Here is a 25,203-nt window from a genome sequence, read left to right as displayed (position 1 = left end):
AGCATTCCCGCCTGTGCGTGGCGCTGCGCATTGCTTCCTCCCCTACTGGATTCCACGATGCGTCGTACGTTGGTTCTTTCGATTGCTCTCGCGTTGCATGCCGGTACTGCCGGTGCCCAGACCACGCCTGCGGCGGTGTCGGTCGATGCGATTCCCGCACAACCCCTGGCACGGGCACTCAATGCCTTGTCGCGTCAGACCGGCCTGCAATTCGTGTATGCGGCAGGCGTTGCGGGCAACCCGCAGACCCGTGCCACCACTGCCGGCATCGCACCAGAACAGGCGTTGCAGCAGTTGCTTGCCGGTACCGGCCTGCGCTATCGCTATCTGAACCCGACCACGGTGACCATCGAAACGGCGCAGGACCCGGCTGGCGCGCAGGCCCAGCTGTCCGCGACGTCGGCGGCCGTGGCGAATGCGCCAGTACCGCGCGCAGACGCACCGGTGCAGGAGCTGGACAGCATCCAGGTACTCGGCAGTTACGCCGGCAGCCTCAGCGCTGCGTTGCGCCAGAAACGCTACGCCGACAGCGTGGTGGATGTGATTGCCGCAGAAGACATCGGCAAGTTGCCGGCACAGAACGTGGCCGAGGCGCTGCAGCGCGTGCCCGGCGTGTCGATCGTGCGCGACCGCGGCGAAGGCGTGTACGTGCGCGTGCGCGGCCTGGGCCCGAATTTCCAGGTCACCACGCTCAACGGCCAGACCATGGCGGTCAACGAGAACGTGCGCACCTCCGGCCAGACCGGGCGGCAGTTCCGCTACGACACGCTGCCGGCCGAACTGGTCTCCGGGCTGGACGTGATCAAGAGCCCCACCGCCGACCTGGACGAAGGCGCCATCGGCGGCATCGTCAACGTGCGTACATTCCGCCCGCTGGAGCTGGGCAAGACACTGACCAACGTATCGCTGGAATCCAGCCAGGCCCAGCGCACCCAGGCTAACGATCCGCGCGTCTCCGGGCTGTTCAACTGGGTCAATGCCGAAGGCACCTTCGGCATGCTGATTTCCGGCGCGTATGCGCAACGTACGCTGCGCCAGGACCGCGTCAACGAGGTGAGCTGGGACTATTACCTCAACGGCGTGCCGGGTGTGCCCGGTGCCAATTATGTGCCGACCGGCCTGCGCCCGACGCTGGAACTGGAAGAGCGCGAGCGCACCGGCGTGGCGGCCTCGCTGCAATGGAAGCCCAGCGAGGCGTGGGAGACCAACCTGGATCTGCTCTACGCCAGGCAGACCGTGCATTACGACGAATACAGCATGGGCGTGGGCTTCGACAGCCTGGCCAAGCTGAGCAATCTGCGGGTGCAAAACGGCGGTATCACCGGCTTCGATTATCGCAACGGCCAGGTGCAGATCTCGCGCGAGACCTCCGGCATCACCGACGACAATCGCAGCGCACGCCTGTCCAGCACCTGGAGCGGCGACCAGTGGACGCTTGGCGCAGTGGCGTTCCACTCGCAGGCGCACAGCTACGACTCCGATCCGATCCGGCGCACCCGTCTGCGCAGCGGCACCAACCTGTCGATGCGCGTGGACATGCCGCAAGCCGACGGCGACAACGTACCGGACTGGAGCTTCACCAACGGCTTCGATCCGAGCAACCCGGCCACCGTGGCAGGGCGCCGGCTGGAATGGCGCGAGATCGATGCGCGCGACAAGGAAGACGCGCTGCAGTTCGATGCCAGGCGCACACTCGACGGCAGCTTCTTTCGCGACTTCAAGGTGGGCGCCAAGTACCGCCAGCGCTCGCGCACCTACGATCGCGCCGACCTGCTGCTCAACAGCATTGCCGGGGTACGTTTCCCGGGCAGCTATTTCACCGCGTTGCCGGTGGGCGACATGCTGTCGGACGCCAACGGCAAACTGCCGCGGCAATGGCTGGCGCCGATCGAATCCGCGTTCTGGGGCAATTGGCCGACCAGCGCCGATCTAAGCAACACGCCCAACAGCGCCGACCTGCAGAATTCCTACGAGGTGCAGGAAAAGATTGCCTCGGCGTACGCGATGAGCAACTTCGCCACCCAGCTGGCGGGCCGGGAACTGCGCGGTAATGTCGGCGCGCGCGTGGTGCGCACCGAGCAGGCCACCGATGGCCATGCCGATGTCAACGGCAGCGCACAGCCGGTGCATTTCGAGCGCAGCTATACCAATGTGCTGCCGTCGTTCAACGCGGCCTGGGATGTGCGCGAGGACATGGTGCTGCGGACTTCCGCGGCCAAGGTGATCACGCGCCCGGACCTCACCGATCTGTCGTCCAAGCTGACCTTCAATTCCAGTGGCGAACGCCTCACCGCCAGCGGCGGCAACCCTGCGCTGCAGCCGTTCGAGGCATGGCAGTACGACCTGACCTTCGAGTGGTACATCGACGGCACCTCGGCACTGACCGGAGGTCTGTTCTACAAGGATATCTCCAGCTTCATCCAGACCCAGATGTCCAACCTGGTCTACCAGGGCCAGACCTATCTGCTGTCGTCCAAGACCAACGGCAGCAAGGCGATGGTGCAAGGCGCGGAAGTGGCGTATCAGCAGGTCTTCAGCGGCCTGCCGTCGCCGCTGGACGGCCTGGGCATGCAGCTCAACTACACCTGGACCGACAGCAAGGCGACCTATCACGACGGCACCAGCAGCTTCACCGACAGCCTGGAAGGCGTGGCCAGGAACACCTACAACGCCGTGCTGTTCTACGAGAAGGGGCCGTTGATGGCGCGCGTCAGCTACAGCTGGAGCGACGACATCCTCAACGCGGTGGGCACCGCCAATGTGGCCACGCTCAACAGCGACCAGTTCGGCAGCCTGGATGCCAATGTCGCCTACAAGGTCAACGACACGCTGTCGGTGTTCGTCAACGCGATCAACCTCACTGGCGAAGTGCAGCGCCAGTTCGTTGGCGATCACCTGTTCGGCGGCTATACCGACTACGGCCGCACCTGGTCGCTGGGGTTACGCGCGCGGTTTTGAAAAGGGCTGGAGAGCTGACGAGCAGTTGTCAGCGACGTGCGGCGTGCATCGGAGGCGCTGCGCTTGCGGGTGACATGCCGCCACGGAGGCCTTGCGACGAGCGCAGCCGTCGTGATCGCCGATCCAGTTTGTTGGCGGCAGCCAATGCCGCCACCGGGCGCCTTGCCGCAAGGCGCCATCTGCAAGGGCCATGGCTTCGGCTATGGCGCTGTTGCCAGCCGCACATCGCTTCGTATCGCGGTGTGCAGCACCTGCATCACGTGTTGAGATCACTCATGTCATTACTGCTTCGTAGCTGTATCGGTTTTTTTGTCTTGATCGTGGCTGGCCTGGCTACGCCGGTCGCGCCTGCCGCCACCACGTCGGAGACGCTTGAGAAAGTCGTCATCCTCAAACGCCACGGCGTGCGTGCGGCGATGTCCAGCCCGGAGCAACTGGGTCGCTATTCCGCACGTCCCTGGCCACGCTTCGATGTGCCGGCCGGCCACCTGACCGCAAACGGTGCGCGTCTGGAGGCATTATTCGGTGCCTATTACCGCGCCCGTTATACGCCGTTGGGTCTGTTCGATGACGATGGCTGCGCCAATGTCTACTACTGGGCCAATCGCACCCAGCGCACCATCGCCTCGGCGCGTGCGTTGGCAAGTACGCTCACCCCGGGGTGCACGAACACGGTGCACCACGTGGCCGATGACGCGTCCGATCCACTGTTCGACGGCGCGCCGGCATTGCGACAACCCGCTGCGGCGGCATTGATGCGCGCGGCCATCGCCGGCCGCGTCGGCGGCGATGTGGTCGCCTGGAATGCGGCGCAACGCGATGCGATCGACAGCTTGCAGCAACTGTTGCTGCAATGCGCGCAGCGGCCGTGCCCGACCCAGGCCGGTGCCGGCAAGCAACGCCTGGATGCGGTGCCCGCAGGCATGGGCGCTGCCCACGACGGAATCGCCGGTGTCGAAGGCCCGGCACCGGCAGCTTCCGGCATCAGCGAAAGCCTGTTGATGGGCTGGGCCGACGGCCAGGACTTTGCCGCGTTGGGATGGCAAGGCGTGGACGAAGCCAGTCTGCTGCGCGCGTTCGCCCCGCATCAGGCCGAGTTCGCGCTGCGCCTGCGTGCGCCGACGGTTGCGCGCATGGCCAGTACGCCGTTGGCGGCGCGGCTGCTGGCGACGCTGCAGCAAGGCAGTGTTACCAGTGGCAATCGCAATCCACCGCAGGCCACGCCGATCGGTGGCGATGCACGGCTGGTGGTGCTGTCCGGTCACGACGGCACGCTGACCTTGCTGGCCGGCATGTTCGATCTGCATTGGCAATTGCCCGGTTACCAACCCGACCAGACCGTGCCTGGCGGCGCCTTGGTATTCGAGCGCTGGCGGCGTGCCGATGGGCTGCGCGTGATCCGCCTGCGCTACACCGCGCAGACGCTGGCGCAACTGCGCGAACGCCGTGCACTGACACCGCAGGCGCCGCCGCCGTCATCGCCAGTGTTCATTCCCGGCTGCAGCAGCGCCACCCCGGAGTACGACTGCCCGCTGCCAACCTTGGCGACATTGATCTACGCCGCGATCGACCCGCATTACCTGAGCGAATGACGCCGCGCGCGCCGGCCGCGACCGGCGCGTGTGGTTGCATCGGCGCATCGGCGCCGTTTCCCTGGCCACCGTGCCAGCCGCTGTTTCTCATCACTGCAAGAGGCGATTTATGCTCCACCAGCGACGTACTCTCGTCAGTCTCGCAATCACTCTGAGAGCAACTACCAAAACTACTGCGCGTTCGCCAGGCGGGCGCGGCCGGTGCTCGGAATCCTCATGTACCACTCGTACACTGCGGTTCCTCCGCGCCGTCCGCACCCACCTGACAACCGCTCGCTACGTTTTGTTAGCTGCTCTCACACTTGCCTGCGCAGGCGTCGCCCAGGCGCAAACGGACGTCGGCGTACTCAACGTACTGACCTACAACGTCGCCGGCCTGCCCGAAGGCCTGTCCAGCGGAACGCCGGCCACCAACACCGCACTGCTCGCACCGAAACTGGCGCCTTACGGGCTGGTCAACGTGCAGGAAGACTTCAACTACCACGCCACGCTGTACGCCGGCGACGCGCATCCCTACCGCACTGCCACCAGTGGCGGTGCCGCGTTCGGCGACGGGCTCAACACGCTCAGCAACTATCCCTTCAACGACTTCACCCGGGTCAAGTGGAACCAGTGCAACGGCACCGACTGCCTGACCCCGAAGGGTTTCAGTTACATGCGCGTGCGCCTGGCCGACGGCGTGTTGCTGGACGTCTACAACGCGCACCCCAATGCCGGGGTCGAAGCGGGCGACCTGTCTGCACGTCGCGCCAATATCGGCCAGCTCTCGCAGTTCATCCAGACCTGGTCGGCCGGCAATGCGGTGCTGGTGATGATGGATTCCAATACGCGCTACACCCGCAGCGACGACAACATCCGCGAGTTGATCGCCTCCAACGGTTTGACCGATCCGTGGGTGGAGCTGATCAAGGGCGCAGCACCGGCGGCCGGCGCCGCACCGCTGTTGTGCGGCACGCCGCCGACCAATAGCTGCGAAGTGGTCGACAAGATCCTGTACCGCGACGCGCCGCAATTGACCCTGGTGGCCAACCGTTACCAGCTCGATGGCGGCGGCTTCTATGACAGCGCCGGCAAGCCGCTGTCCGACCACTACCCGCTGCATGCGCAATTCGGATGGGCCGTGGGCGACCGATTGCGCACCAGCGACCAGTTCGGTGGTCCGCATGGCGTTCCGTTCAACGATCTGGCCGGCGACCCTGGCGTGCGTCCGCTCAGTGGCGTGACCCTGCGCGGCGGTGCGCGCCTGGATGGCGTCGGCGTGATCCTGGACAGCGGCAAGCTGCTCGCGCATGGCGGCAGCGGCGGGCAGGCGACCACACTGTCGCTGGGGGCCAACGAAACGCTGTCCTCGGCCACCTTCACCGTGGGCAAGTACAACGACCGCACCCGCCTGTTCTCGCTGAGCCTGCGCACCAACAAAGGCCGCAGCGTGCAGGTGGGCAGCCCGACCAGCGAGAGCTACACGCTGACCGCTCCCAGCGGCTGGCATATCGCCGGTTTCACCGGCCGCGCGGGTGAGGAGATCGACAAGCTGGGGGTGGTGTATGCGAAGGACTGAGGGCATTGCGGACTAGCAGCCACTCAGACCCCTCGCAGTCTGCGGCGTGAGTTGCAAAGCAGCGACGCACGGCCATGGATGGCCTCTCTGCTAAAACGGCAATCCACGCAGCATTGAATCTGGCGGCGCGTTGAAACATCCGTGCAGCCGCCACGTTGTGCGGATCAGAACGTAGGTATCCTGCGCAATTGCTGATGCTCCGCGATAATTCGTCGGCGGGGCGACGCAATGCATCAACCGTAATGCCCGCGGGGTTCGTGCACATGCGTATCGGCACGCAAGCGCACCCGTGGACGCAACCATTGGGCAAACTCCGCTTCGCTCCATGCGCCATCGGCCAATCCCATCATGGCGACATACTTCTCTTCCTGCGAGGCCATGAGCTCGGCACCATTGAGCACGAGAAAAACGCGGTAGCAGACATGGGCGGTACGCTTGTTGCCATCTACAAACGGGTGATTGCGTGCCAGCCCGTAGGCAAGGCTGGCAGTCAACTGCACCAGATCGGGCGGGGGATCGCCATAAGAAAACAGCTGCTGTGGACGGGCCAGCGCCGAGTCCAGCAAGGCCTCATCGCGGATGCCAGCAGCGCCACCGTGTTCGCTCAATTGACGTTCGTGGATGGCCAGAGCAAGCACGCGCGTGATCCACACGACCATGCGCGTGTTCATTTGGCCAGCTTGTTCAGCACCTGACGGTCCTCGCGCATCACCTGCTCGGCCACATCCATCTGCGCGGCCAGGGTCGGGTCGAATGCGGTCAGCTTGATGCCGTCGGGCGTTTCCAGTGCATAGAGTTCGTCGCCCTTGCCCAGGCGCAGGCGGGCGAGCAGTTCCTTGGGCAGGATGACGCCAGCGGAATTGCCGATGGAGGTGATCTTGAGCTTCATGGTCGACGCCTTCGTTAGTACGTAAGTTATAACTCCGTCTCCAGCCGATCACAAGCCCGTCCTGGCTGAAGCGGCTCAGCAACCTGCATGGGCCGATCTCGCCTGCTGCGACCGACAGGTGTACAAATGTACACCTTGTCCCGGCCGGCCGTTGCACTCCCATGGAATCTCTCTCCCCCAAGCGTCAGGCGGTGCTGGCTTTCCTGCAGGAACAGGCCCGTGCAGGGGTATCTCCCAGCCTGGCCGAGATTGCGCAGGCGTTCGGGTTCGCCTCGCGCAATGCCGCGCAGAAGCACGTGCAGGGGCTGGCCGAGGCCGGGTTGATCGAGCTGCTGCCCAATCAGAAGCGTGGCATCCGCATGCCGGGCGGGGCCGCGCGCGATGCCTTGCTGGCCTTGCCGGTGCTGGGCCGGGTGGCGGCCGGTGTGCCGATCGGGGCGGATATCGGCCTGGACCGGCAGTTGTGGCTGGACCGTACGCTGTTCTCGTTGCGCCCGGACTATCTGCTGCAGGTGCAAGGCGATTCGATGATCGACGACGGCATCCTGGACGGCGATCTGGTCGGCGTGCATCGAAGCAGCGAGGCGCGCGATGGGCAGATCGTGGTGGCGCGGGTGGATGGCGAAATCACCATCAAGCGGCTGGAGCGCGGTGCCGAACGCATCCGCCTGTTGCCGCGCAACCGCGCGCACGCGCCGATCGTAGTGGCGGCCGATGCCGACTTCGCGATCGAAGGACTGTACTGCGGTCTGATCCGGCAGGGTTGAGATGAGCCAGGAGCCCGCGCGCATCAGGCAGGACGGCAACGCGGCAGTCGCCCTGCCGCTGGACGCCCTGCTGGCCGCACGCACGGTGTGGCGCGCGGGTCGTGGCACCGCCATCGCCCATGGCGGCGAATCCACCGGGCATGCGGCACTGGATGCGCTGCTGCCCGATGCCGGCTGGCCGCGGCGTGCGCTCACCGAGTTGCTGTTGCCCGCCCATGGCATCGGCGAAATCGCCTTGTTGCTGCCCACGTTGGCGCGGATGACCGGCGCCAGCAGCCGGGTGGTGCTGGTGGCACCGCCCTTCATCCCGTACGCACCGGCCTGGCAGGCGGGCGGGGTGGTGCTGGAACATCTGGAAGTGGTGCAGTCCGAGCCGCGCGACGCCCTGTGGGCATTCGAACAGTGCCTGCGCAGCGGCGCCTGCGCCGCAGTGCTGGGGTGGCCGCAAACCGGCGATGCGCGCGCCTTGCGGCGGCTGCAGGTGGCGGCCGACAGCGGCAATTGCTGCGCGTTCGCGTTGCGCGATCGTCGGCATGCGGTCAATGCATCGCCGGCGGCCTTGCGGCTGGAATTCCTGCCCGAGCGCGATGCATGGCAGGTGCGCAAGTGCCGCGGCGGCCAGGTGCCTTCGCAGCCGTTGCGGCTGGCGCATTGAGCCGCGCGCATGTTGTGGGCCTGCATCTTATTGCCGCAGCTGGCACTGGACGCCGTTCTACGGCGGCTTGAAGAGCCGGACGCGCCGCTGGTGCTGGTGCAGGGGCCGGCGCAACTGCGCAGCCTGCACTCGGCCAATCCTGCCGCTGCCGCTGCGGGCTTGAAACCGGGCATGCGCCTGTCTGCGGCGCACGCCCTGATGGCACAGGTGCGCACGGTCGATTACGACGCGCAGAACGAAGCGCGTACCCAACGATTTCTTGCGGCCTGGGCGTACCGGCACAGTTCGTTGGTGAGCCAGCAATGGTCGCGCGCCATCGTGCTGGAGGCCGGTGCGAGTTTTCGTCTGTTCGGTCCGTGGCCGCGTTTCGAGCGACGCCTGCGCGACGAGTTGCAGTCATTGGGTTTCCAGCACCGGCTTGCACTGGCGCCCACCCCACGCGCGGCGCGCGTATTGGCCGGGCTGCGCGATGGCATGGTGCTGACCCAGATGCCGGCCTTGCACAGCACCCTGGACAAGGTGCCGGTGCGCCGGGCCGCCTTGCCGGGCGATGCCGGCGAGCGTCTGCAGCACATGGGCGTGCGCACGCTTGCTGCGGTACGCGGCTTGCCGCGCGACGGGCTGCAGCGGCGCTTCGGTGCGGGCCTGCTCGATCATCTGGACCGCCTCTACGGCAGCGTCGATGACACGCTGGAGTGCTACGCACCCCCGGACCACTTCGACCAACGCGTGGAGCTGGGCTACGAGGTGGAAACCCATCCGGCCCTGCTGTTCCCGCTGCGCCGGTTGATCGGCGATCTGTGCACGTATCTGTCCATCCGCGATGGCGGCGTGCAACGTTTTTTGCTGCGTCTGGAGCACGAACAAGGCGTCACCGATGTCGAGATCGGCCTGCTGACGCCGGAGCGTGCGCCCACGTTGTTGTTCGAGCTGGCCCGTAACCGGCTGGAGCGGGCGGAAATTCCGCGGCCGGTGGTGGCGATGCGGCTGTTGGCGCGCCAGCTGCCACCGTTCGTGCCGGCGATGCGCGACTTGTTCGACCAGCGTGCGCAGCAGTCGGTGGACTGGCCGCAACTGCGCGAGCGGCTGCGTGCGCGCCTGGGCGATGAGGCGGTGTACCGCGTGCTGCCGGCCGACGACCCGCGCCCGGAACGCGCCTGGCGTCGCGCCATCGGCGATGCAGTGCGCGAAGCCGCAGCGCCGCCACGCCCGCCGCGGCCCACCTGGTTGCTGCCGCAGCCGGTGCCTTTGCACGATCCGCATCTGCGCATCGTCTCCGGTCCCGAACGGCTGGAAAGCGGTTGGTGGGACGACGACGAGGCGCGACGCGATTACTACGTGGTGGAAACCGCACGCGGCCGGCGCGGCTGGGCGTTCGCCGCCCCCGGCCGTGTGGATGGCTGGATGCTGCATGGGTGGTTTGCGTGATCCGGCGGATGCCACTGCCGGAGTGGGGCGTGGGGTGCCTGGCCGGTCATCGCAGCGCTGCCGCAAGCGGCCGATGCCATGATGCGAAGGGGCTGCTGCAACCGGGCGATCTGCCGCGCATTGCAAAGACGGCGCGGTGGCAGCGCGTTGTTGCAGGGATGCGCCCATGAGCTGGGACGACGCTGTCGATGGCGTGGACCGCGACACGCCGGGCGGGCGCATGCCGCGCGGCTGGAATGTGGCGGCACGGCTGCGCGCGGCCAACGACGACATCGTCCATGCGCAGCACGCCGGCGGCCTGCCTGGCTATGCCGAGCTGCATTGCCTGTCGGACTTTTCGTTTCTGCGTGGCGCCTCCAGTGCCGAGCAGTTGTTCGCGCGCGCGCAACACTGCGGCTACAGCGCCCTGGCGATCACTGACGAGTGCTCGCTGGCCGGCATCGTGCGTGGCCTGGAAGCCTCCCGCGCCACCGGCGTGCGGCTGATCGTCGGCAGTGAATTCACCCTCGTCGACGGCACCCGCTTTGTGCTGCTGGTGGAAAACGCGCACGGCTATCCGCAGTTGTGCGCGCTGATCACCACCGCGCGGCGTGCGGCAGGCAAGGGCGCGTATCGGCTCGGGCGTGCCGAGGTCCAGGCGCAGTTTCGCGATGTCGTCCCCGGTGTGTTCGCGCTGTGGTTGCCCGGTGCGCAGCCGCAGGCCGAGCAGGGCGCCTGGCTGCAGCAGGTGTTCGGCGAGCGTGCATTCCTGGCGGTGGAACTGCATCGCGAACAGGACGACGCAGCGCGTCTGCTTGCCTTGCAACTGTTGGCGCAGCAACTGGGCATGACCGCTCTGGCCAGTGGCGATGTGCACATGGCGCAGCGTCGCGAGCGCATCGTGCAGGACACCTTGACCGCCATCCGCCACACCACCCCGCTGGCCGAGTGCGGCGCGCATCTGTTCCGCAATGGCGAGCGCCACCTGCGCACGCGACGCGCCCTGGGCAATATCTATCCGCAGGCGCTGCTGCAGGCCACGGTGGACCTGGCGCAGCGCTGCAGCTTCGATATTTCCAGGCTTGAATACACCTATCCGCGCGAACTGGTGCCGGAAGGGCATACGCCGGCAAGTTATCTGCGAGAACTCACCGAGGAGGGGATGCGTGAGCGGTGGCCGGATGGAACGCCGGCAAAGGTGCGCGCCGACATCGAGAAGGAATTGGCGCTGATTGCGCATAAGAACTACGAAGCCTTCTTTCTCACCGTGCAGGACGTGGTGCGGTTCGCAAAGTCGAAGGAAATCCTCTGCCAGGGCCGTGGCTCATCGGCCAACTCGGCGGTGTGTTATGCGTTGGGCATCACCGCGGTCAACCCGGATGAAACGCGTCTGTTGATGGCACGCTTCCTGTCCGAAAAACGCGACGAGCCCCCGGACATCGACGTCGATTTCGAACACGAACGCCGCGAGGAAGTGCTGCAGTACGTCTACAACAAGTACGGCCGCGAACGCGCTGCATTGGCGGCCACCGTGATCTGCTACCGCGGCAAGAGTGCCGTGCGCGATGTGGCCAAGGCGTTCGGCCTGCCGCCGGACCAGATCGCGTTGCTGGCCAATTGCTACGGCTGGGGCAATGGCGACACCCCGATGGAGCAGCGTATCGAAGAAGCCGGGTTCGATCTGACAAACCCGCTGATCAACAAGATTCTTGCGGTCACCGAGCACCTGCGCGATCACCCGCGCCATCTGTCGCAGCATGTCGGCGGTTTCGTCATCTCCGACGAACCCTTGTCGCTGCTGGTGCCGGTGGAAAACGCCGCCATGGCCGACCGCACCATCATCCAGTGGGACAAGGACGATCTGGAAACGATGAAGCTGCTCAAGGTCGATTGCCTGGCACTGGGCATGCTGACCTGCATCCGCAAGACGCTGGAGCTGGTGCGCGGCCACCGCGGGCGCGATTACAGCATTGCCACGCTGCCAGGCAATGACGAGCCGACCTACAAGATGATCCAGCGCGCCGACACGGTCGGCGTGTTCCAGATTGAATCGCGCGCGCAGATGGCGATGTTGCCGCGGCTCAAGCCTGCGGTGTTCTACGACCTGGTGATCGAAGTGGCGATCGTGCGCCCCGGCCCGATCCAGGGCGATATGGTGCACCCGTATCTGCGCCGGCGGCAGGGGCGCGAGGACGTGAACTATCCCTCACCGGAGGTGGAGGACATTCTCAAGCCGACGCTTGGAGTTCCGCTATTCCAGGAACAGGTGATGGAGCTGCTGATGCACGCTGCCGATTACACCGAGAGCGAAGCGGACAATCTGCGCCGCTCGATGGCCGCCTGGCGGCGCGGCGGCGACATGGAACAGCACCGCGCGCGGGTGCGCGAGCGCATGCAGGGCAAAGGCTACGCCTCCACCTTCATCGACCAGATCTTCGAACAGATCAAGGGCTTCGGTTCCTACGGGTTTCCGCAGAGCCATGCCGCCTCGTTCGCCAAGCTCGTCTATGCCAGCTGCTGGCTCAAGCGCCACGAGCCGGCTGCTTTCGCCTGCGGGTTGCTCAATGCGCAGCCGATGGGGTTCTACTCGGCCAGCCAGATCGTGCAGGACGCGCGTCGCGGCAGCCCCGAGCGCGCGCGCGTGGAGGTGTTGCCGGTGGATGTGTTGCACAGCGCATGGGACAACACCCTGGTCGGTGGACGGCCGTGGTGTAGCGAGGCAGACCCTGGCGAACAACCGGCAATCCGGCTGGGCATGCGCCAGATCAGTGGCTTGTCGAAAACGATGGCCATCCGCATCGTCGCCGCCCGCACGCAACGCGCCTTCACCGACATCGGCGACCTGTGCCTGCGCGCCGCACTCGACGAAAAGGCGCGCCTGGCCTTGGCCGAGGCCGGCGCCTTGCAAGGCCTGGTCGGCAACCGCAATGCCGCGCGCTGGGCGATGGCCGGCGTGGAAGCGCGCCGGCCCTTGTTGCCCGGTAGCCCGGAAGAGCGTGCGGTGGAATTCGAGGCGCCGCGGATGGGCGAAGAGATCCTGGCCGACTATCGGTCGGTGGGGCTGAGCCTGCGCCAGCATCCGATGGCGCTGCTGCGCCCGCAGATGCGCCAGCGACGCATCCTGGGCCTGCGCGACCTGCAGGGCCGCCGCCACGGCAGCGGCGTGCATGTGGCCGGGCTGGTCACCCAGCGCCAGCGCCCGGCCACTGCCAAGGGCACCATCTTCGTCACCCTGGAGGACGAACACGGCATGATCAACGTCATCGTCTGGTCGCATCTGGTGCTGCGCCGACGCCGCGCATTGCTCGAATCGCGCCTGCTCGCCGTACGTGGCCGCTGGGAGCGTGTGGACGACGTGGAGCATCTGATCGCCGGCGACGTGTACGACCTCAGCGATCTGCTCGGCGAGATGCAGCTGCCGTCGCGCGACTTCCATTGAGGCAGGGCGGTGGAGGCCGCATGTGGCGTGACCACGGCCGACGCTGTTCGCTGCAAGCGCCGCAACGTGCAGGTGGTGCGATGTGTTCCAGTTGCTCGCCCATCCGAGCTGACCGCCAGGTGGTGCCAGGGCCGAACGAGGTGGGCGCCGGCGCGCAATCGCAGTACCTGCGCCGCTCGGTCGGGTGTCGCCGCCTGCCAGCGACACGTCGCAAGCGCCGGTAACGCCGGGCAGGAGTGGCGAGGTTGCCGTAGACACTGCTCCGGGCTCGGCCCGGCAGCGGTCATCGCCGCGGAACCGGCCCGTGTTACACCAGGGAGAACGGGCCGCCTGGCCGGACCGAAACCGGTGGCAACCGACTGTGCGCCGGCGGCAGGCGCAGTGTTCGGGATCGGCGGCATCGGACGTACACTTCGTGGCTTGCGCGCCGTCCGCACCCGGCCGACCCGCACTGCCGTTGTCAGCCACACTCATCACCATTGACCTGCGAGGCGATCATGAAGTTGGAGGCGTTGTTCGACCAGTTGCACACCTTGCCCACCGTGCCCAAGGTGGCGCAGGAACTGATTGCCCAGTTCGACAATCCCGATACCAACATCGATGTGTTGGCGCACACCATCGAGCGCGATCCGGTGATCGCTGCCAAGGTGTTGCGCCTGGCCAATTCGGCGCGTTTCCACGGCTTGCGCGATTCCACCAGTGTGGAAGACGCCGCGATGCGCCTGGGCTTCAACACGCTGCGCACCCTGGTGCTGGCTTCGGCAATGACCGGTGCGTTCCGCGCCGGCCCCGGCTTCGATCTGAAGTCCTTCTGGCGCCATAGTTTCGAGGTGGCCGGCATCTGCCGCCTGCTGGCGCGCCAGCACGGCCTGGATCCGGAAACCGCCTTCACCTGCGGCATGATGCACAACATCGGCGAGCTGCTGATCCAGTCCGGCGCACCGGATTACGCCAGCCGCATCAATCACGACACTTCATCGGCCGGCCACGCCGCCGAGGAAACCCTGCAACTGGGATTCGGTTACCCCGAAGTTGGCGCCGAGCTGGCGCGGCGCTGGCAACTGCCGGCGGTGATCCAGGAAGCCATCGCCTACCAGGTTCGCCCGGCCGCCGCGCCCGACGGTGCACGGATGCCGCTGCTGGTCGCCCAGGCAGTGCAGGTCTCCGATGCGCTGCACGCGCACGGCGGTGCCACCCCGCAGGCATTGGACGCGCTGCGCGGACCGCTGATGGACGGCGTCGACCTGGAGGGTTTGTTCGCAACCTTGCCCGACGTCATCGAGGCCGATCGCGCGTTTGCCGAACTGCTGCACTGAGGTCTGGGCCTTGCTGATCAACCCACGCACCGCGTCGCATCGGCCGGTGCCGTGCCTAGCTGGTTATCCAGCCTGATTCCGGTGCAGGTGCATCGGATCTTCAGTTCGCTGTCGCGCGCACCGCAGGCCTGACGGTTCTTTTGCCAGGTGAGATGTCGCCAGAACTTTCTGTGGCTACAACTTGCTGCTAATTTTGCGATCTGACCATCGTGAACATGGATAACGTAATGCGGACATGGATCGTTTCTGTCGCCCTGGCGCTTGTATTGTCGACGGGCAACGCTGCTGCGCAGGTGGATGTTGGCGCCTTCATTAAGAAGGACAAGTTCACCGAGATCAAAATCTCGCCCGGCGGCGAGTATTTCGCTGCAACCGTACCGATGGACGACAAGACCGCGCTTGCCATCATGCGCCGTGCGGACAATGGGCTCAGTGCGACCTTCATGCTGGGCAAGAACACCTATGTGAGCGAATTCGCATGGGTCAGCGATACCCGCGTGGTGATCGGCATTGCCGAAAAGTTCGGTCTGCTCGACAAACCACAGCCGACCGGTGAGCTCTACGCCATCAATGCCGATGGCTCCGGCGTCGAACTCCTGGTGGGCTATCGCGCCAAGGGCAGCGGTCTGGGCACAAACATCAAGGTCAAGAAGACAGAGGCAGTGGCAGCGTATCTGACCGATACGTTGCCGAACGACGACCGCAACGTCGTCGTGAGTATCTGGCCGTTCTCCAGCAACGAGCCGTATACCCGCGCGGAGAAGCTGGATGTCCTCAGCGGCCACCGCCTCCCACTGGCGCGGGCGCCGGTCCAGCGCGCCACCTTCACCACCGATCACCAGGGAGAAGTGCGTTTTGCGTTGGGTGCAGGCGCCGACAATGTCAACAAGCTCTACCACCGCAGCGGCGCGGGTACCAACTGGACCCTGATCAACGATGAGGGCGCCAGCGGACATATCGAAACGCCCATCGGGTTTTCGCAGGACGACCGGATCGCCTATCTGCGTGTGCAAAGCACCGCCGGGCCGGATGCGATCGTGGCCTGGGATATCGCAGCCAATCGTCGCGAGCAGGTGCTTCGCGATGCGGTCGCCGATCCGTTGGAGATCATCTATCGCAACGGGACCTCGGTGCCGGTGGGAGCGATCTTCATGGCGGATCGGCCACGCAGCCGCTTCTTTGACGAGCAAGGCAGCGAAGCACGCATCTACCACAGCCTGGAAGCGGCGTTTGCAGGCAACGCAGTGCGTGTGAACTCCGGTACCCGTGATGGCCGCTACATCATGCTGCAAACCTATGCCGGCAATAATCCCGGCGACTTCTATGTGTTCGACACCCAGGAGAAGAAGGCGCAGCACATCATCAGTCGCCGTGAGTGGTTCGACCCCGATCGTATGGCCGATGTGCAGCCGATTGCATTGCAGGCCCGCGACGGGTTGCCGCTACACGGTTATCTCACCGTTCCACGCGGCAGCGCTGGCAAGAACCTGCCGATGGTCGTCCTGCCGCATGGCGGGCCGTTCGGCATCTTCGATGCGTGGCAGTTCGATGACGATGCGCAATTGCTGGCGCAGGCCGGGTACGCGGTGTTGCAGGTCAACTTCCGCGGCTCCGGAAACTATGGGCGCGCCTTTGAGCAAGCTGGCATTCGCCAGTGGGGCGGCACCATGCAGGACGATGTCACCGACGCCACGCGCTGGGCAATTGCGCAGGGCTATGCCGACGCACGCCGCATCTGCATTTTCGGTGCAAGTTACGGCGCCTATGCAGCCTTGATGGGAGCGGCCAAGGAGCCGGATCTGTATGCGTGCGCAGCCGGTTATGTGGGTGTCTACGATCTGCCGATGATGTACAGCCGCGGCGACATTCAGCAAGCCCGCTCCGGTGAGCATTTTCTGAAGGAGTGGCTGGGTGATCCGGCATCGCTGGCGGCACGCTCACCGGTCAACCTGGCCGGGAAGATCAAGGTGCCTGTGTTTCTGGCCGCCGGCGGAGAGGATCAGCGGGCGCCGATCCAGCACAGCAAGCGGATGCAGGCCGCCCTTGCAGCGGCTGGGGTACCGGTGCAGACGCTCTACTACGACACCGAGGGCCACGGTTTCTACACCGAACCGCATCGGCGTGCCTTCTACACCCAATTGCTGGATTTTCTCTCGACCACGCTGGGTGGCGCCAAAGCCAAGTAACCTGACAGCGCCACTCTCACGGTGTCAGCGGGCTTGGTGCCAACCCACCCGCCATAGTGGGCACACTGTCACGCCGCGCCGCAGCTGGACTCGGGTCGGCCCAGGCGCTAGCGTGGTACGGATTTTTTGCCCACAGGGGAATGCCCAATGAGCCATGACGCGCAACCGCGCCAGCTCACCTTCCGCGCCGTCGTGCTGGCCATCGTGCTGGCGGTGGTGCTTTCGGCCGCCAACGCTTACCTCGGCCTGTTCGCCGGTTTGACCATCGCCACCGCCATCCCGGCGGCAGTGGTGTCGATGGGGGTGCTGCGCCTGCTCGGCGGCGGCACCATCCTGGAGAACAACATCGTCCAGACCGGCGCCTCGGCCGGTTCGTCGATCGCAGCCGGGGTGATCTTCACCATCCCCGCGTTGGTGATCATGGGCTACTGGCCGGACTTCAAATACTGGTGGGTGCTGGGCATCGCCGGCATGGGTGGCTTGCTCGGGGTGCTGTTCTCGGTGCCGTTGCGGCGTTCGATGATCGTCGAAGACCCGCTGCCCTTCCCCGAAGGCAAGGCGGCGGCCGAGGTGCTCAAGGCCGGTGAAAACCCCGGCCCGGGCCTGAAGATCCTGGCCGCCTCCGGCGCCATCGGCGCGCTGGTCAAGCTCGCCGCCGCCAGCGGTTTGCGCGTGATTCCGGACACCTGGGCGCAGGCCACCTACCTGGGCAGCAGCCGTCTGGTCGGCTACATCGGCACCAACCTGTCGCCGGCGTTGCTGGGGGTGGGCTACATCGTCGGCTTGAACGTCGGCATCGTGGTGTTGTCCGGTTCCATCCTGTCCTGGCATATCGCCATCCCGCTGTACCAGCAGTTCTTCATGGGCTCGGACCCGGCGCTGGCGCAGAGCCTGGTCGGTGCGCCGGCAGCCGATGCGGCCTTCGGCATCTGGGGCGCGAAGATCCGTTACCTGGGGGTCGGCGCGATGCTGATCGGCGGCGTATGGACCTTGTTCTCGCTGCGCAAATCGCTGTTCTCCGGCGTCAGGAGCGGCTTTGCCGCCGCGCGCAAGAGCGGTGGCGGTGTGGTCGCCGAGACCGAGCGCGACCTGCCGATGAAGTGGATGCTGGTGGCGCTGGTGCTGTGCACCTTGCCGCTGCTGGGCCTGTATCAAGCCATCGTGCAGCAGTGGCACGTGTCGATCCCGATGACCATCATCATGATCGTGGCCGGCTTTCTGTTCGTGTCGGTGTCCGGCTATCTGGCCGGCTTGATCGGTTCGTCCAACAACCCGGTGTCGGGCATCACCATCTCCACCATCTTGTTCGCCTCGGCGGTGCTGGTGTTGCTGCTGGGTAAGGACGGTCTGGTGCCGGTCGGCATCGGCGCGGCGCCGTTGGGTGCGGTGGCGGCGATCATGATCGGCGCGGTGGTGTGCTGCGCGGCGGCGGTGGGCGGCGACAACCTGCAGGATCTCAAGGCCGGTTATCTGGTCGGCGCCACGCCGTGGAAGCAGCAGCTGATGCTGGGTATCGGCGCGTTCTCGTGCGCGTTGATCATGGCGCCGGTGTTGAACCTGCTGGCCCAGGCCTACGGCATCGGCCCGGCCACCCCGCAGCATCCCAACTCGCTGGGCGCGCCGCAGGCCACCTTGATGGCGTCGGTGGCCAAGGGCCTGTTCGGCGGCCAGCTGCCGTGGACCATGATCGCCATCGGGGCGGTGGTGGGTGCGGCGATCATCGCGCTGGACGAATGGCTGAAGGCCACCGGCAAGCGCTTCCGCGTGCCGGTGCTGGCCGCGGCGATCGGTATCTACCTGCCGCTGGAGCTGATGGTGCCGATCTTCCTCGGCGGCCTGATCGCGCACCTGGTGGAGCGCTTCCACAACATCCGCGCCGACGACGAAGATGGCCGCGACCGTGTGCATCGCCCGGGCGTGCTGTTCGCCGCCGGCCTGATCACCGGCGAGGCGTTGATGGGGATCGCCATCGCGGTGCCGATCGTGCTGTCCAGCCGCGCCGATGTGCTGGCGTTGCCGGCTGCGCTGCAGCTCAATCAGTGGGTTGGCCTGGCCATCCTCGCCGTGGTCGGCTGGCTGCTGTATCGGGTCGGCAAGCGCGGCGAACAGGCTGCCTGAGCCTGAGACAGACACGGCGCATGCGATGCATGCGCCGTCCTGGCAGGCGCGCAAGGCGACCTGCCCGCAGCGCCCGACGCTGCCATCTGCAACATGGCCACGCACCGCCGCGGCAGATCCCGGCGACCATCCGTGATGGCACGTCTGCGTCTGTAGCTGTCTTTGCGCCGGCTTTATGCCAACTCCGGCGCTCATGCATAGCGCCTTTATGCCGCCGCTCCGTATCGTGCCGTCTCCCGCACGGATGATGCGTTACGGCTGCCGCATGCCTCGATCGACCCCGCTGATCTCCGCGCCGTAGGCCATCGCGCCGCCGCTGCCGCCGACAAAACCGTTAGTCCGATCACACTGCGCCTCTTTCAGCGTGCGGTTGCGGCCGCTTTTTGTCTGGCGGGCTCGACAGTTCGATAGGATCGAGCAGACGCCGCCACTGCGGCGTCGTGCAGTCGATCCACCTCTCCACGCGCATTCCCCTCACTCACTGCTGGTCTGTCGTGTCATCGATCCAGCGCTCTGCCATGGAGTTACTGCAATGCTGACTGTTATTCCCCGTTCCTCGTCCCGCGTCCGGCGCACCCCTCTGCTGGCCATCGCCGTGGCCGGCGTGCTGTGCGGCCTGGCCACTCAAGCGCAGGCGCAAGACGCCACCGATGCGCCGCTGTGCACCGATCGGCCCACCAAGGCCAATTCCACCTGTACCGTGCCAACCGGCGCCTGGCAGCTGGAAACCGACATCGGCAGCTACACCCGCGACAGCCAGCCCGGCACGCGCATCGAAACCTCGGTGTTCACCAATCCCACGCTCAAGTACGGCGTCAGCGACCGCATCGATCTGCAGCTCAACTGGGCGCCGCAGTTGCAGGTCAAGACCACCGACCGCGCCACCGGCGCACGCAGCAGCCTGAGCGGCGGCGGCGACATCTATCTGCGCATGAAGGCGCGTTTCTACGAAAGCGATACCGCCACCGTCGCGGTGCTGCCGTTCGTCAAGGCGCCGACCGCGCGCACCGGCCTGGGCAACGACGAATGGGAAGGCGGCGTCGCCCTGCCGATCAACTTCGCCTTGCCCAACAGCTTCTCGTTGACCTTCGGCCCGGAGGTCGACTGGCTGGCCGACAGCGATGGCAGCGGCAAGCACGTTGCGGTGATCAATGCGATCAACCTGGCGCGCCCGTTGACGCCGAAGCTGTCGATGGCGGTGGAAGTGTGGTCCTCGATCAATCGCGACCCGGCCGAAACCATCGAGCAGTATTCGGCCGACATCGCCGCTGCGTATCTGATCAACCCGCTGTTGCAACTGGACGTGGGCGCCAACTTCGGCCTCAACGACCGCACTCCGGACGCGCAGGTGTACGTGGGGTTGGCGCACCGCTTCTAGGAGCGGCCAACAACACGTAGCGAGCAGGTCTCAGGTGGTGTGGACGGCGCGCAGGAACCGGCGTGTACGCGTGGTCCATGCCGCCCCGAGCACTGGCCACGCACGCCTGGCGGTGAGCACAGTCGTCTTGTCAGCTGCCCTTGGCCGCGGGACGGGCCAAGGGCAGGGTGGGCTGCCGTCCATGCACACCCTCTCGCAGTGCATGGCCAAGGGTGCGAGGCGCCAGATCGACCGGCGCCTCGCAACCTCCGTCCACGTCACGCCAGGCGTTGCCGATCGTCGAGCAATGCGGCAGTGCCCTGCCGCAGCGGAAGCCTTTCTCTGCGCAGCCACCGCCCGTGCGCCCACCGCGGCAATCACCTGTCCAACGCAGCGCGCAGGGGGCAAGCGGACCTGGGCGGCGTGACCGGCCTCGCTGCCCGCATGACCCATGTCGTCATGCGCGCCGGCCATCCGCATTTGACGGCACGTGCCTTGGCGTCTGGTCGTCGCGCCCAGGCGCGCAATCCCAAGCACGAGGCGATGCCCACGCGACCGTACAGGCAGACGCAAGCGCAAGCCTTTGCGCGTGCGCTGCAGCAACGCCTACCATCGACGTTTTGCCGTTGCAGGAATTTTCGATGAAGCTGCGTCACGCCGTGCTGCCTGTGTGCCTGTTGGCCGCCTTGCCAACCCTTGCCGCCGCGCGCGGTTTCGATGTGCGCGACATGGTCGCGCTGGATCGGGTGTCCTCGCCCACGCTCAGCCCCGATGGCAGCGTGGTGCTGTTCGCCAAACGCCAGGCCAAGACCGCCAATGGCAAGCCGGCCACCAGCCTGTGGGTGCGCAATCTGCGCACCCGCGATCTGTCGCCGCCCAAGCGGCTCACCCCGGAAGGCTGGAACGTCAACAGCCCGGCGCTGTCGCCCGATGGCAAGACGGTGTACTTCCTCAGCAGCAAGTCCGGCAGCCAGCAGCTGTACGCGCAACCGCTGGCCGGCGGCACCCCGCAGCAGCTCACCGCGTTTGCGGTGGATGTGGACAGCTACAAGCTCTCGCCGGACGGCAAGCGCATCGCCTTCAGTGCGGGCGTGTTTCAGGACTGCGGGTCCGACCTGGATTGCACCAAGAAAAAGCTCGCGCGCGTGAAGGATGCCAAGGCCAGCGGCGTGGTGTACGACCAGCTGTTCGTGCGCCATTGGGACACCTGGAACGATGGCCGTCGCAACACCTTGTTCGTCTCCGAGCTGCCCGCAACCGGCGCCAAACCGGTGGTTGGCGCCTCGGCGATCAGCGCCACGTTGGCGGGCGACGCGCCGTCCAAGCCGTTCGGCGGCAATGACGACTACACCTGGTCGCCCGATGGCAGCAGCGTGGTGGCCAGCATGCGCATCCCGCAGCCGCATGGCCCGGAGGCCAGCAAGAATGCCAAGGCCCCCGCCAAGCCCACCGGCAACGACGAGCCGTGGCAGACCAACTTCGACCTGTATCGCCTGGATACGGCCGGCAAGTCCGCGCCGGTCAATCTGACCGCCGCCAACCCGGCCTGGGATGCCGGCCCGGTGTTCAGTGCCGATGGCAAGACGCTGTACTACCGCGCGATGAAGCGCCCGGGCTTCGAGGCCGACCGTTTCGGCCTGATGGCGATGGATGTGGCCAGCGGCAAGACGCGCGAGATCGCGCCGAAGTGGGATCGCTCGGCCGGCGAAATCGTCCTTGCCGATGACGGCAGCAGCATCTACACCAGTGCCGACGACCTGGGCGAACATCCGCTGTTCAAGATCGACATCGCCAGCGGCGAAGCGACCAAAGTGGTGGGCGAGGGCAGCGTGCATGCGCCGACCCTGGCCGGTAGCACGCTGGCATTCACCCGCAGCTCGCTCAAGAGCGGCGACCAGGTCTTCGTCAGCGACACGCAAGGCCAGGGTCTGCGCGCGATCAGCCAGAGCGCTGGCGAACTGCTGCCGGAGGTGCAGTTCGGCGACTACGAGCAGTTCCAGTTCAAGGGCTGGAACAACGACACCGTGCACGGCTACGTGGTCAAGCCTTACAACTACCAGGAAGGCAAGACCTACCCGGTGGCGTTCCTGATCCACGGCGGGCCGCAGGGCAGCTTCGGCAATGGCTGGAGCAACCGCTGGAATCCACAGACCTACGCCGGCCAGGGCTATGCGGCGGTGATGATCGACTTCCACGGCTCCACCGGCTACGGCCAGGAATTCACCGATGCGATCAGCCAGCATTGGGGCGACCGCCCGCTGGAAGACCTGCAAAAGGGCTGGGCTGCCGCACAGAAGCAGTACGGCTTCCTCAACGGCGACAAGGCCTGCGCATTGGGCGCCAGCTATGGCGGCTACATGGTCTATTGGATGGCGGGCAACTGGAATCAGCCGTGGAAGTGCCTGGTCGATCACGACGGCGTGTTCGACAACCGCACCATGGGCTACGCCACCGAGGAACTGTGGTTCAGCGAGTGGGAAAACGGCGGCACCCCGTGGCAGAACCCGGCCGGCTACGAGAAGTTCAACCCGGTGCTGCACGTGGACAAGTGGAAGGTGCCGATGCTGGTCATCCACGGCCAGCAGGATTTCCGCATCCCGGTCGAGCAGGGCCTGGCCGCGTTCACCGCGCTGCAGCGCAAGGGCATCGATTCCAAGTTCCTGTACTTCCCGGACGAGAACCATTGGGTGCTCAAGCCGGACAACAGCGTCCTGTGGCACGACACGGTCAATGCCTGGTTGAAGCAGCATATCGGCCAGTAAGCACTGCCTTGCCAAGAACCGGCACGCCGCCATCCAGCGGCGTGCCGGTGGATCTGGCAATTGTCGACCTGCAGCAGGCAAAAGCTGCTGGCGACCGCCCACTCTTCGAATCCACGTCACACGTCATTGCCTGGGGCCAGCTCGTCAGCGGGACATGCGCATTGCCGTAGTGCTCGCTCGCAAGAGGGAGTGCCGCCGAAGAACGTATTGTCGAGTGCGCTTGCGGCCCGTCGTTCGGTAACCGGCGATGAAATGGCCGCTGATCGTCCGCGGGCAGCATCGCCCTGTCGTCATGTCGGCGTGTCAAAATAGCGCTTCTTTAACTTTCCCCATCCCTGCCAGGATCGCAAGGGTCTTCGCATGCGCACGTTCGTCCGCCCAGCCTTCCTCGGGCTCGCCCTGATCTTCAGCCCTGCCTGGAGCGCCGCACCGCGGCCTGCGGCGGCGGTGCCTGCACGTGCGCCGGTGACCGCTGCGCCCGCCGTTGCCAATGCGACGGACGCCGACAACGGCGAGCTGCTGGTGCCGTTGCCGACGACCCTCAAGCCGGGCATGAGCTATCGCGCGTTCGCGCAGGCGATTGCCGCGCAGGGCTGGCAGCCGGTCGACCCGCTGGCGGCGGATAGCTGCATGGCCGCGGGCGATTGCGCAATCGAATTCGTAGCGCCCACTGCCGGTGCGCGTCTGCGCGTGCAGGTGGGCTCGCAATCGGGTGCGGCAGTGGTGCAGGCCTGGACAGCGCGGCGGACGCCGGCCGATCGCATGGGCGCCACCAGCGCGTCCATCGATGCTCCAAAGGGCGCCCCGGCTGCAGTCAGCGGCGCTGTGGCCGAACAGCCGCGCTGAGCGTCTGCAAGCCGAGCGACAGGCGCGGCGTATCATGAGATTGCATACCGGTGGTGCGTGCCGACGCCGGTGCGTCACGGCACCGCAGCGCCTCTCCTGGCCCCGAGTCCTTCGTACCGCATGAATCCTCCCGCATGAAGAGCATCGATCCTGCCGATCTGGAAGCGCTGTTCGATGCCGTGCCGGACGTGTTGTTCTTCGTCAAGGACCGCGAGGGTCGCTACACCCACGTCAACCAGACCATGTTGCGGCGCCTGGGGCTGAAGTCGCGCAAGGAATTGATCGGCAAGCGCGTTGCCGAGGTCTACCCGAGCGGGCTGGGCGCCAACTACGCCAATCAGGACGAGCAGGTGCTGGCCGGTGAGGTGATCGACAACCTGCTGGAACTGCATCTGTTCGCCAATCGCGAGCCGGGTTGGTGCCTCACCTGCAAACGTCCGCTGCTGGTCGACGGCACGGTGCAGGGCATCATCGGCATCTCGCGCGATCTCGGGCCGCAGGATGGACACGAATCGCAATACGAAAAACTGCGCCTTGCCTTGGCGTATCTCAATGCCAATTACGCGCAAAACGTGCGCATGCAGGCATTGGTGGAGATCACCGGGTTTTCGATGTCCAAGCTGCAACGCTCGTTCCGCAAGGTGTTCCAGCTCACGCCGCAGCAGGTGCTGGCCAAGTTGCGCCTGCAGATGGCCATGCATTTGCTGCACGGAAGCAAGAGCCTGACCGAAATCGGCCATGCCTGCGGTTTCAGCGATCAGAGCGCGTTTGCCCGGCAGTTCAAGCAAGCAGTGGGCATGACGCCGCGCGAGTACCGCGCGCTGGCGAATGCGCAGCAGTTTCCTGCAGAACCGGCTTAGCTTGTCTGACAAGACGACTGCTCAGCAACTGAGTTAGTACAGCACGCGGTCCTCTTGCCGCTTGCCGAGCACTGGGTGAATGCATCGAGATTCCAGGTTGCACTCTCGTTGTGTGGATGCAGCCAAAAGCCTGGTTCGTCGAGTGTGCGGTGCCCTCACCGCCTGCGGGACACGCCGTGAATCCGTCCGTGGAGGCTCGGTGGCGGCATCCATGCCGCCACACGGTCCCGCAAGCGGCGAGGACACCGCACCAGACAGTTTGTCGGCTGTCTTCTGGAAAGCTTATTGCTGAGCCTGGCAGATGAAAAGTTGGGAGGTCACGTGTTGAAAGCCTGTGGGCTATTCCGCTGCAAAGGGAAGGCAGTAAGGAGCCAGTCGGCCCAGAGTGATCCGCCCAGCGCTCCTCATGCTCTTGCTTGCAACCGTGCAAACAGACCATCTTGACTGGTCCTTGCTCGCCCACCGACGCGGGACCTTACGCGGCATGGATGCC

General features: G+C 65.8%; 16 protein-coding genes and 2 other RNA genes. 15 read left to right on the top strand and 3 right to left on the bottom strand.

From position 1 onward, the window contains the following. Positions 1–57 precede the first annotated feature (57 nt). From Y887_RS03940 to Y887_RS03930, 4 genes are all read left to right on the top strand, one after another. The gene (locus Y887_RS03940) at positions 58–2,958 is read left to right on the top strand and encodes a TonB-dependent receptor (RefSeq protein ID WP_046963111.1); all 2,901 of its coding nucleotides are present in this window, start codon (positions 58–60) and stop codon (positions 2,956–2,958) included. Between the two features lie 275 nt (positions 2,959–3,233). Further along, positions 3,234–4,550 carry a histidine-type phosphatase gene (locus Y887_RS03935; protein ID WP_046963110.1) on the top strand — a complete coding sequence of 439 codons (1,317 nt, stop codon included), beginning with the start codon at positions 3,234–3,236 and terminating at the stop codon, positions 4,548–4,550. Between the two features lie 216 nt (positions 4,551–4,766). Next, a non-coding RNA gene (locus tag Y887_RS18590) (sX9 sRNA) lies at positions 4,767–4,842 on the top strand. Next, entirely contained in the window at positions 4,834–6,108 is a 1,275-nt protein-coding gene (locus Y887_RS03930; protein ID WP_084725918.1) for a jacalin-like lectin, read from the top strand. Before Y887_RS18590 ends, Y887_RS03930 begins: the two co-directional genes overlap by 9 nt. Positions 6,109–6,341: 233 nt before the next feature. Here the strand turns inward: Y887_RS03930 and Y887_RS03925 are convergent, their stop codons facing one another. Both Y887_RS03925 and Y887_RS03920 read right to left on the bottom strand, forming a co-directional pair. Next, positions 6,342–6,767: a type II toxin-antitoxin system death-on-curing family toxin gene (locus Y887_RS03925; protein WP_046963226.1), complete on the bottom strand. Its 426-nt coding sequence runs from the start codon at positions 6,765–6,767 to the stop codon at positions 6,342–6,344. 8 nt (positions 6,768–6,775) lie between these two features. Then, the gene (locus Y887_RS03920; RefSeq protein WP_016849390.1) at positions 6,776–6,997 is read right to left on the bottom strand and encodes an AbrB/MazE/SpoVT family DNA-binding domain-containing protein; all 222 of its coding nucleotides are present in this window, start codon (positions 6,995–6,997) and stop codon (positions 6,776–6,778) included. Between the two features lie 161 nt (positions 6,998–7,158). Here Y887_RS03920 and lexA point away from each other — a divergent pair, with 161 nt between their 5' ends. The 8 genes from lexA to Y887_RS03880 all read left to right on the top strand — a co-directional run bounded on the left by lexA (position 7,159) and on the right by Y887_RS03880 (position 20,263). Continuing rightward, positions 7,159–7,764, top strand: coding sequence for a transcriptional repressor LexA (gene lexA, locus Y887_RS03915; RefSeq protein WP_046963109.1), 606 nt, complete (start codon positions 7,159–7,161; stop codon positions 7,762–7,764). A gap of 1 nt (position 7,765) precedes the next feature. Further along, the gene (imuA, locus tag Y887_RS03910) at positions 7,766–8,419 is read left to right on the top strand and encodes a translesion DNA synthesis-associated protein ImuA (RefSeq protein WP_046963108.1); all 654 of its coding nucleotides are present in this window, start codon (positions 7,766–7,768) and stop codon (positions 8,417–8,419) included. A 9-nt stretch (positions 8,420–8,428) separates the two neighbouring features. Beyond that, positions 8,429–9,847, top strand: a complete 1,419-nt coding sequence (locus Y887_RS03905) for a Y-family DNA polymerase (protein ID WP_046963107.1) — start codon at positions 8,429–8,431, stop codon at positions 9,845–9,847. A gap of 166 nt (positions 9,848–10,013) precedes the next feature. After that, positions 10,014–13,265, top strand: coding sequence for an error-prone DNA polymerase (locus Y887_RS03900; RefSeq protein WP_046963106.1), 3,252 nt, complete (start codon positions 10,014–10,016; stop codon positions 13,263–13,265). 497 nt (positions 13,266–13,762) lie between these two features. After that, a complete protein-coding gene (locus Y887_RS03895) occupies positions 13,763–14,581 on the top strand; it encodes an HDOD domain-containing protein (RefSeq protein WP_046963225.1) in 819 nt (272 codons plus the stop codon). Between the two features lie 227 nt (positions 14,582–14,808). Continuing rightward, the gene (locus Y887_RS03890) at positions 14,809–16,767 is read left to right on the top strand and encodes an alpha/beta hydrolase family protein (RefSeq protein WP_169749472.1); all 1,959 of its coding nucleotides are present in this window, start codon (positions 14,809–14,811) and stop codon (positions 16,765–16,767) included. Positions 16,768–16,914: 147 nt separating this feature from the next. Next, positions 16,915–18,885: an OPT family oligopeptide transporter gene (locus Y887_RS03885; protein WP_046963105.1), complete on the top strand. Its 1,971-nt coding sequence runs from the start codon at positions 16,915–16,917 to the stop codon at positions 18,883–18,885. A gap of 532 nt (positions 18,886–19,417) precedes the next feature. Then, positions 19,418–20,263 (top strand): transporter, encoded by an 846-nt coding sequence (locus Y887_RS03880; RefSeq protein WP_046963104.1) that lies wholly within the window; start codon positions 19,418–19,420, stop codon positions 20,261–20,263. A gap of 4 nt (positions 20,264–20,267) precedes the next feature. On the opposite strand, the gene Y887_RS18585 is transcribed toward Y887_RS03880, so the two are convergent. Continuing rightward, positions 20,268–20,342, bottom strand: a non-coding RNA gene (locus Y887_RS18585) — sX9 sRNA. 541 nt (positions 20,343–20,883) lie between these two features. Between Y887_RS18585 and Y887_RS03870 the strand changes: the two genes are divergently transcribed. From Y887_RS03870 to Y887_RS03860, 3 genes are all read left to right on the top strand, one after another. Continuing rightward, a complete protein-coding gene (locus Y887_RS03870; RefSeq protein WP_046963223.1) occupies positions 20,884–23,004 on the top strand; it encodes a S9 family peptidase in 2,121 nt (706 codons plus the stop codon). Between the two features lie 360 nt (positions 23,005–23,364). Continuing rightward, the gene (locus tag Y887_RS03865; RefSeq protein WP_046963102.1) at positions 23,365–23,850 is read left to right on the top strand and encodes a hypothetical protein; all 486 of its coding nucleotides are present in this window, start codon (positions 23,365–23,367) and stop codon (positions 23,848–23,850) included. Positions 23,851–23,984: 134 nt separating this feature from the next. Further along, positions 23,985–24,710, top strand: coding sequence for an AraC family transcriptional regulator (locus Y887_RS03860; protein WP_046963101.1), 726 nt, complete (start codon positions 23,985–23,987; stop codon positions 24,708–24,710). The last annotated feature ends 493 nt before the right edge of the window (positions 24,711–25,203 follow it).

This window comes from Xanthomonas pisi DSM 18956 (assembly GCF_001010415.1).
Taxonomy (GTDB): domain Bacteria; phylum Pseudomonadota; class Gammaproteobacteria; order Xanthomonadales; family Xanthomonadaceae; genus Xanthomonas; species Xanthomonas pisi.
The sequence above is the reverse complement of the archived record's forward strand: the minus strand, read 5'-3'. Positions and strand labels throughout refer to the sequence as shown.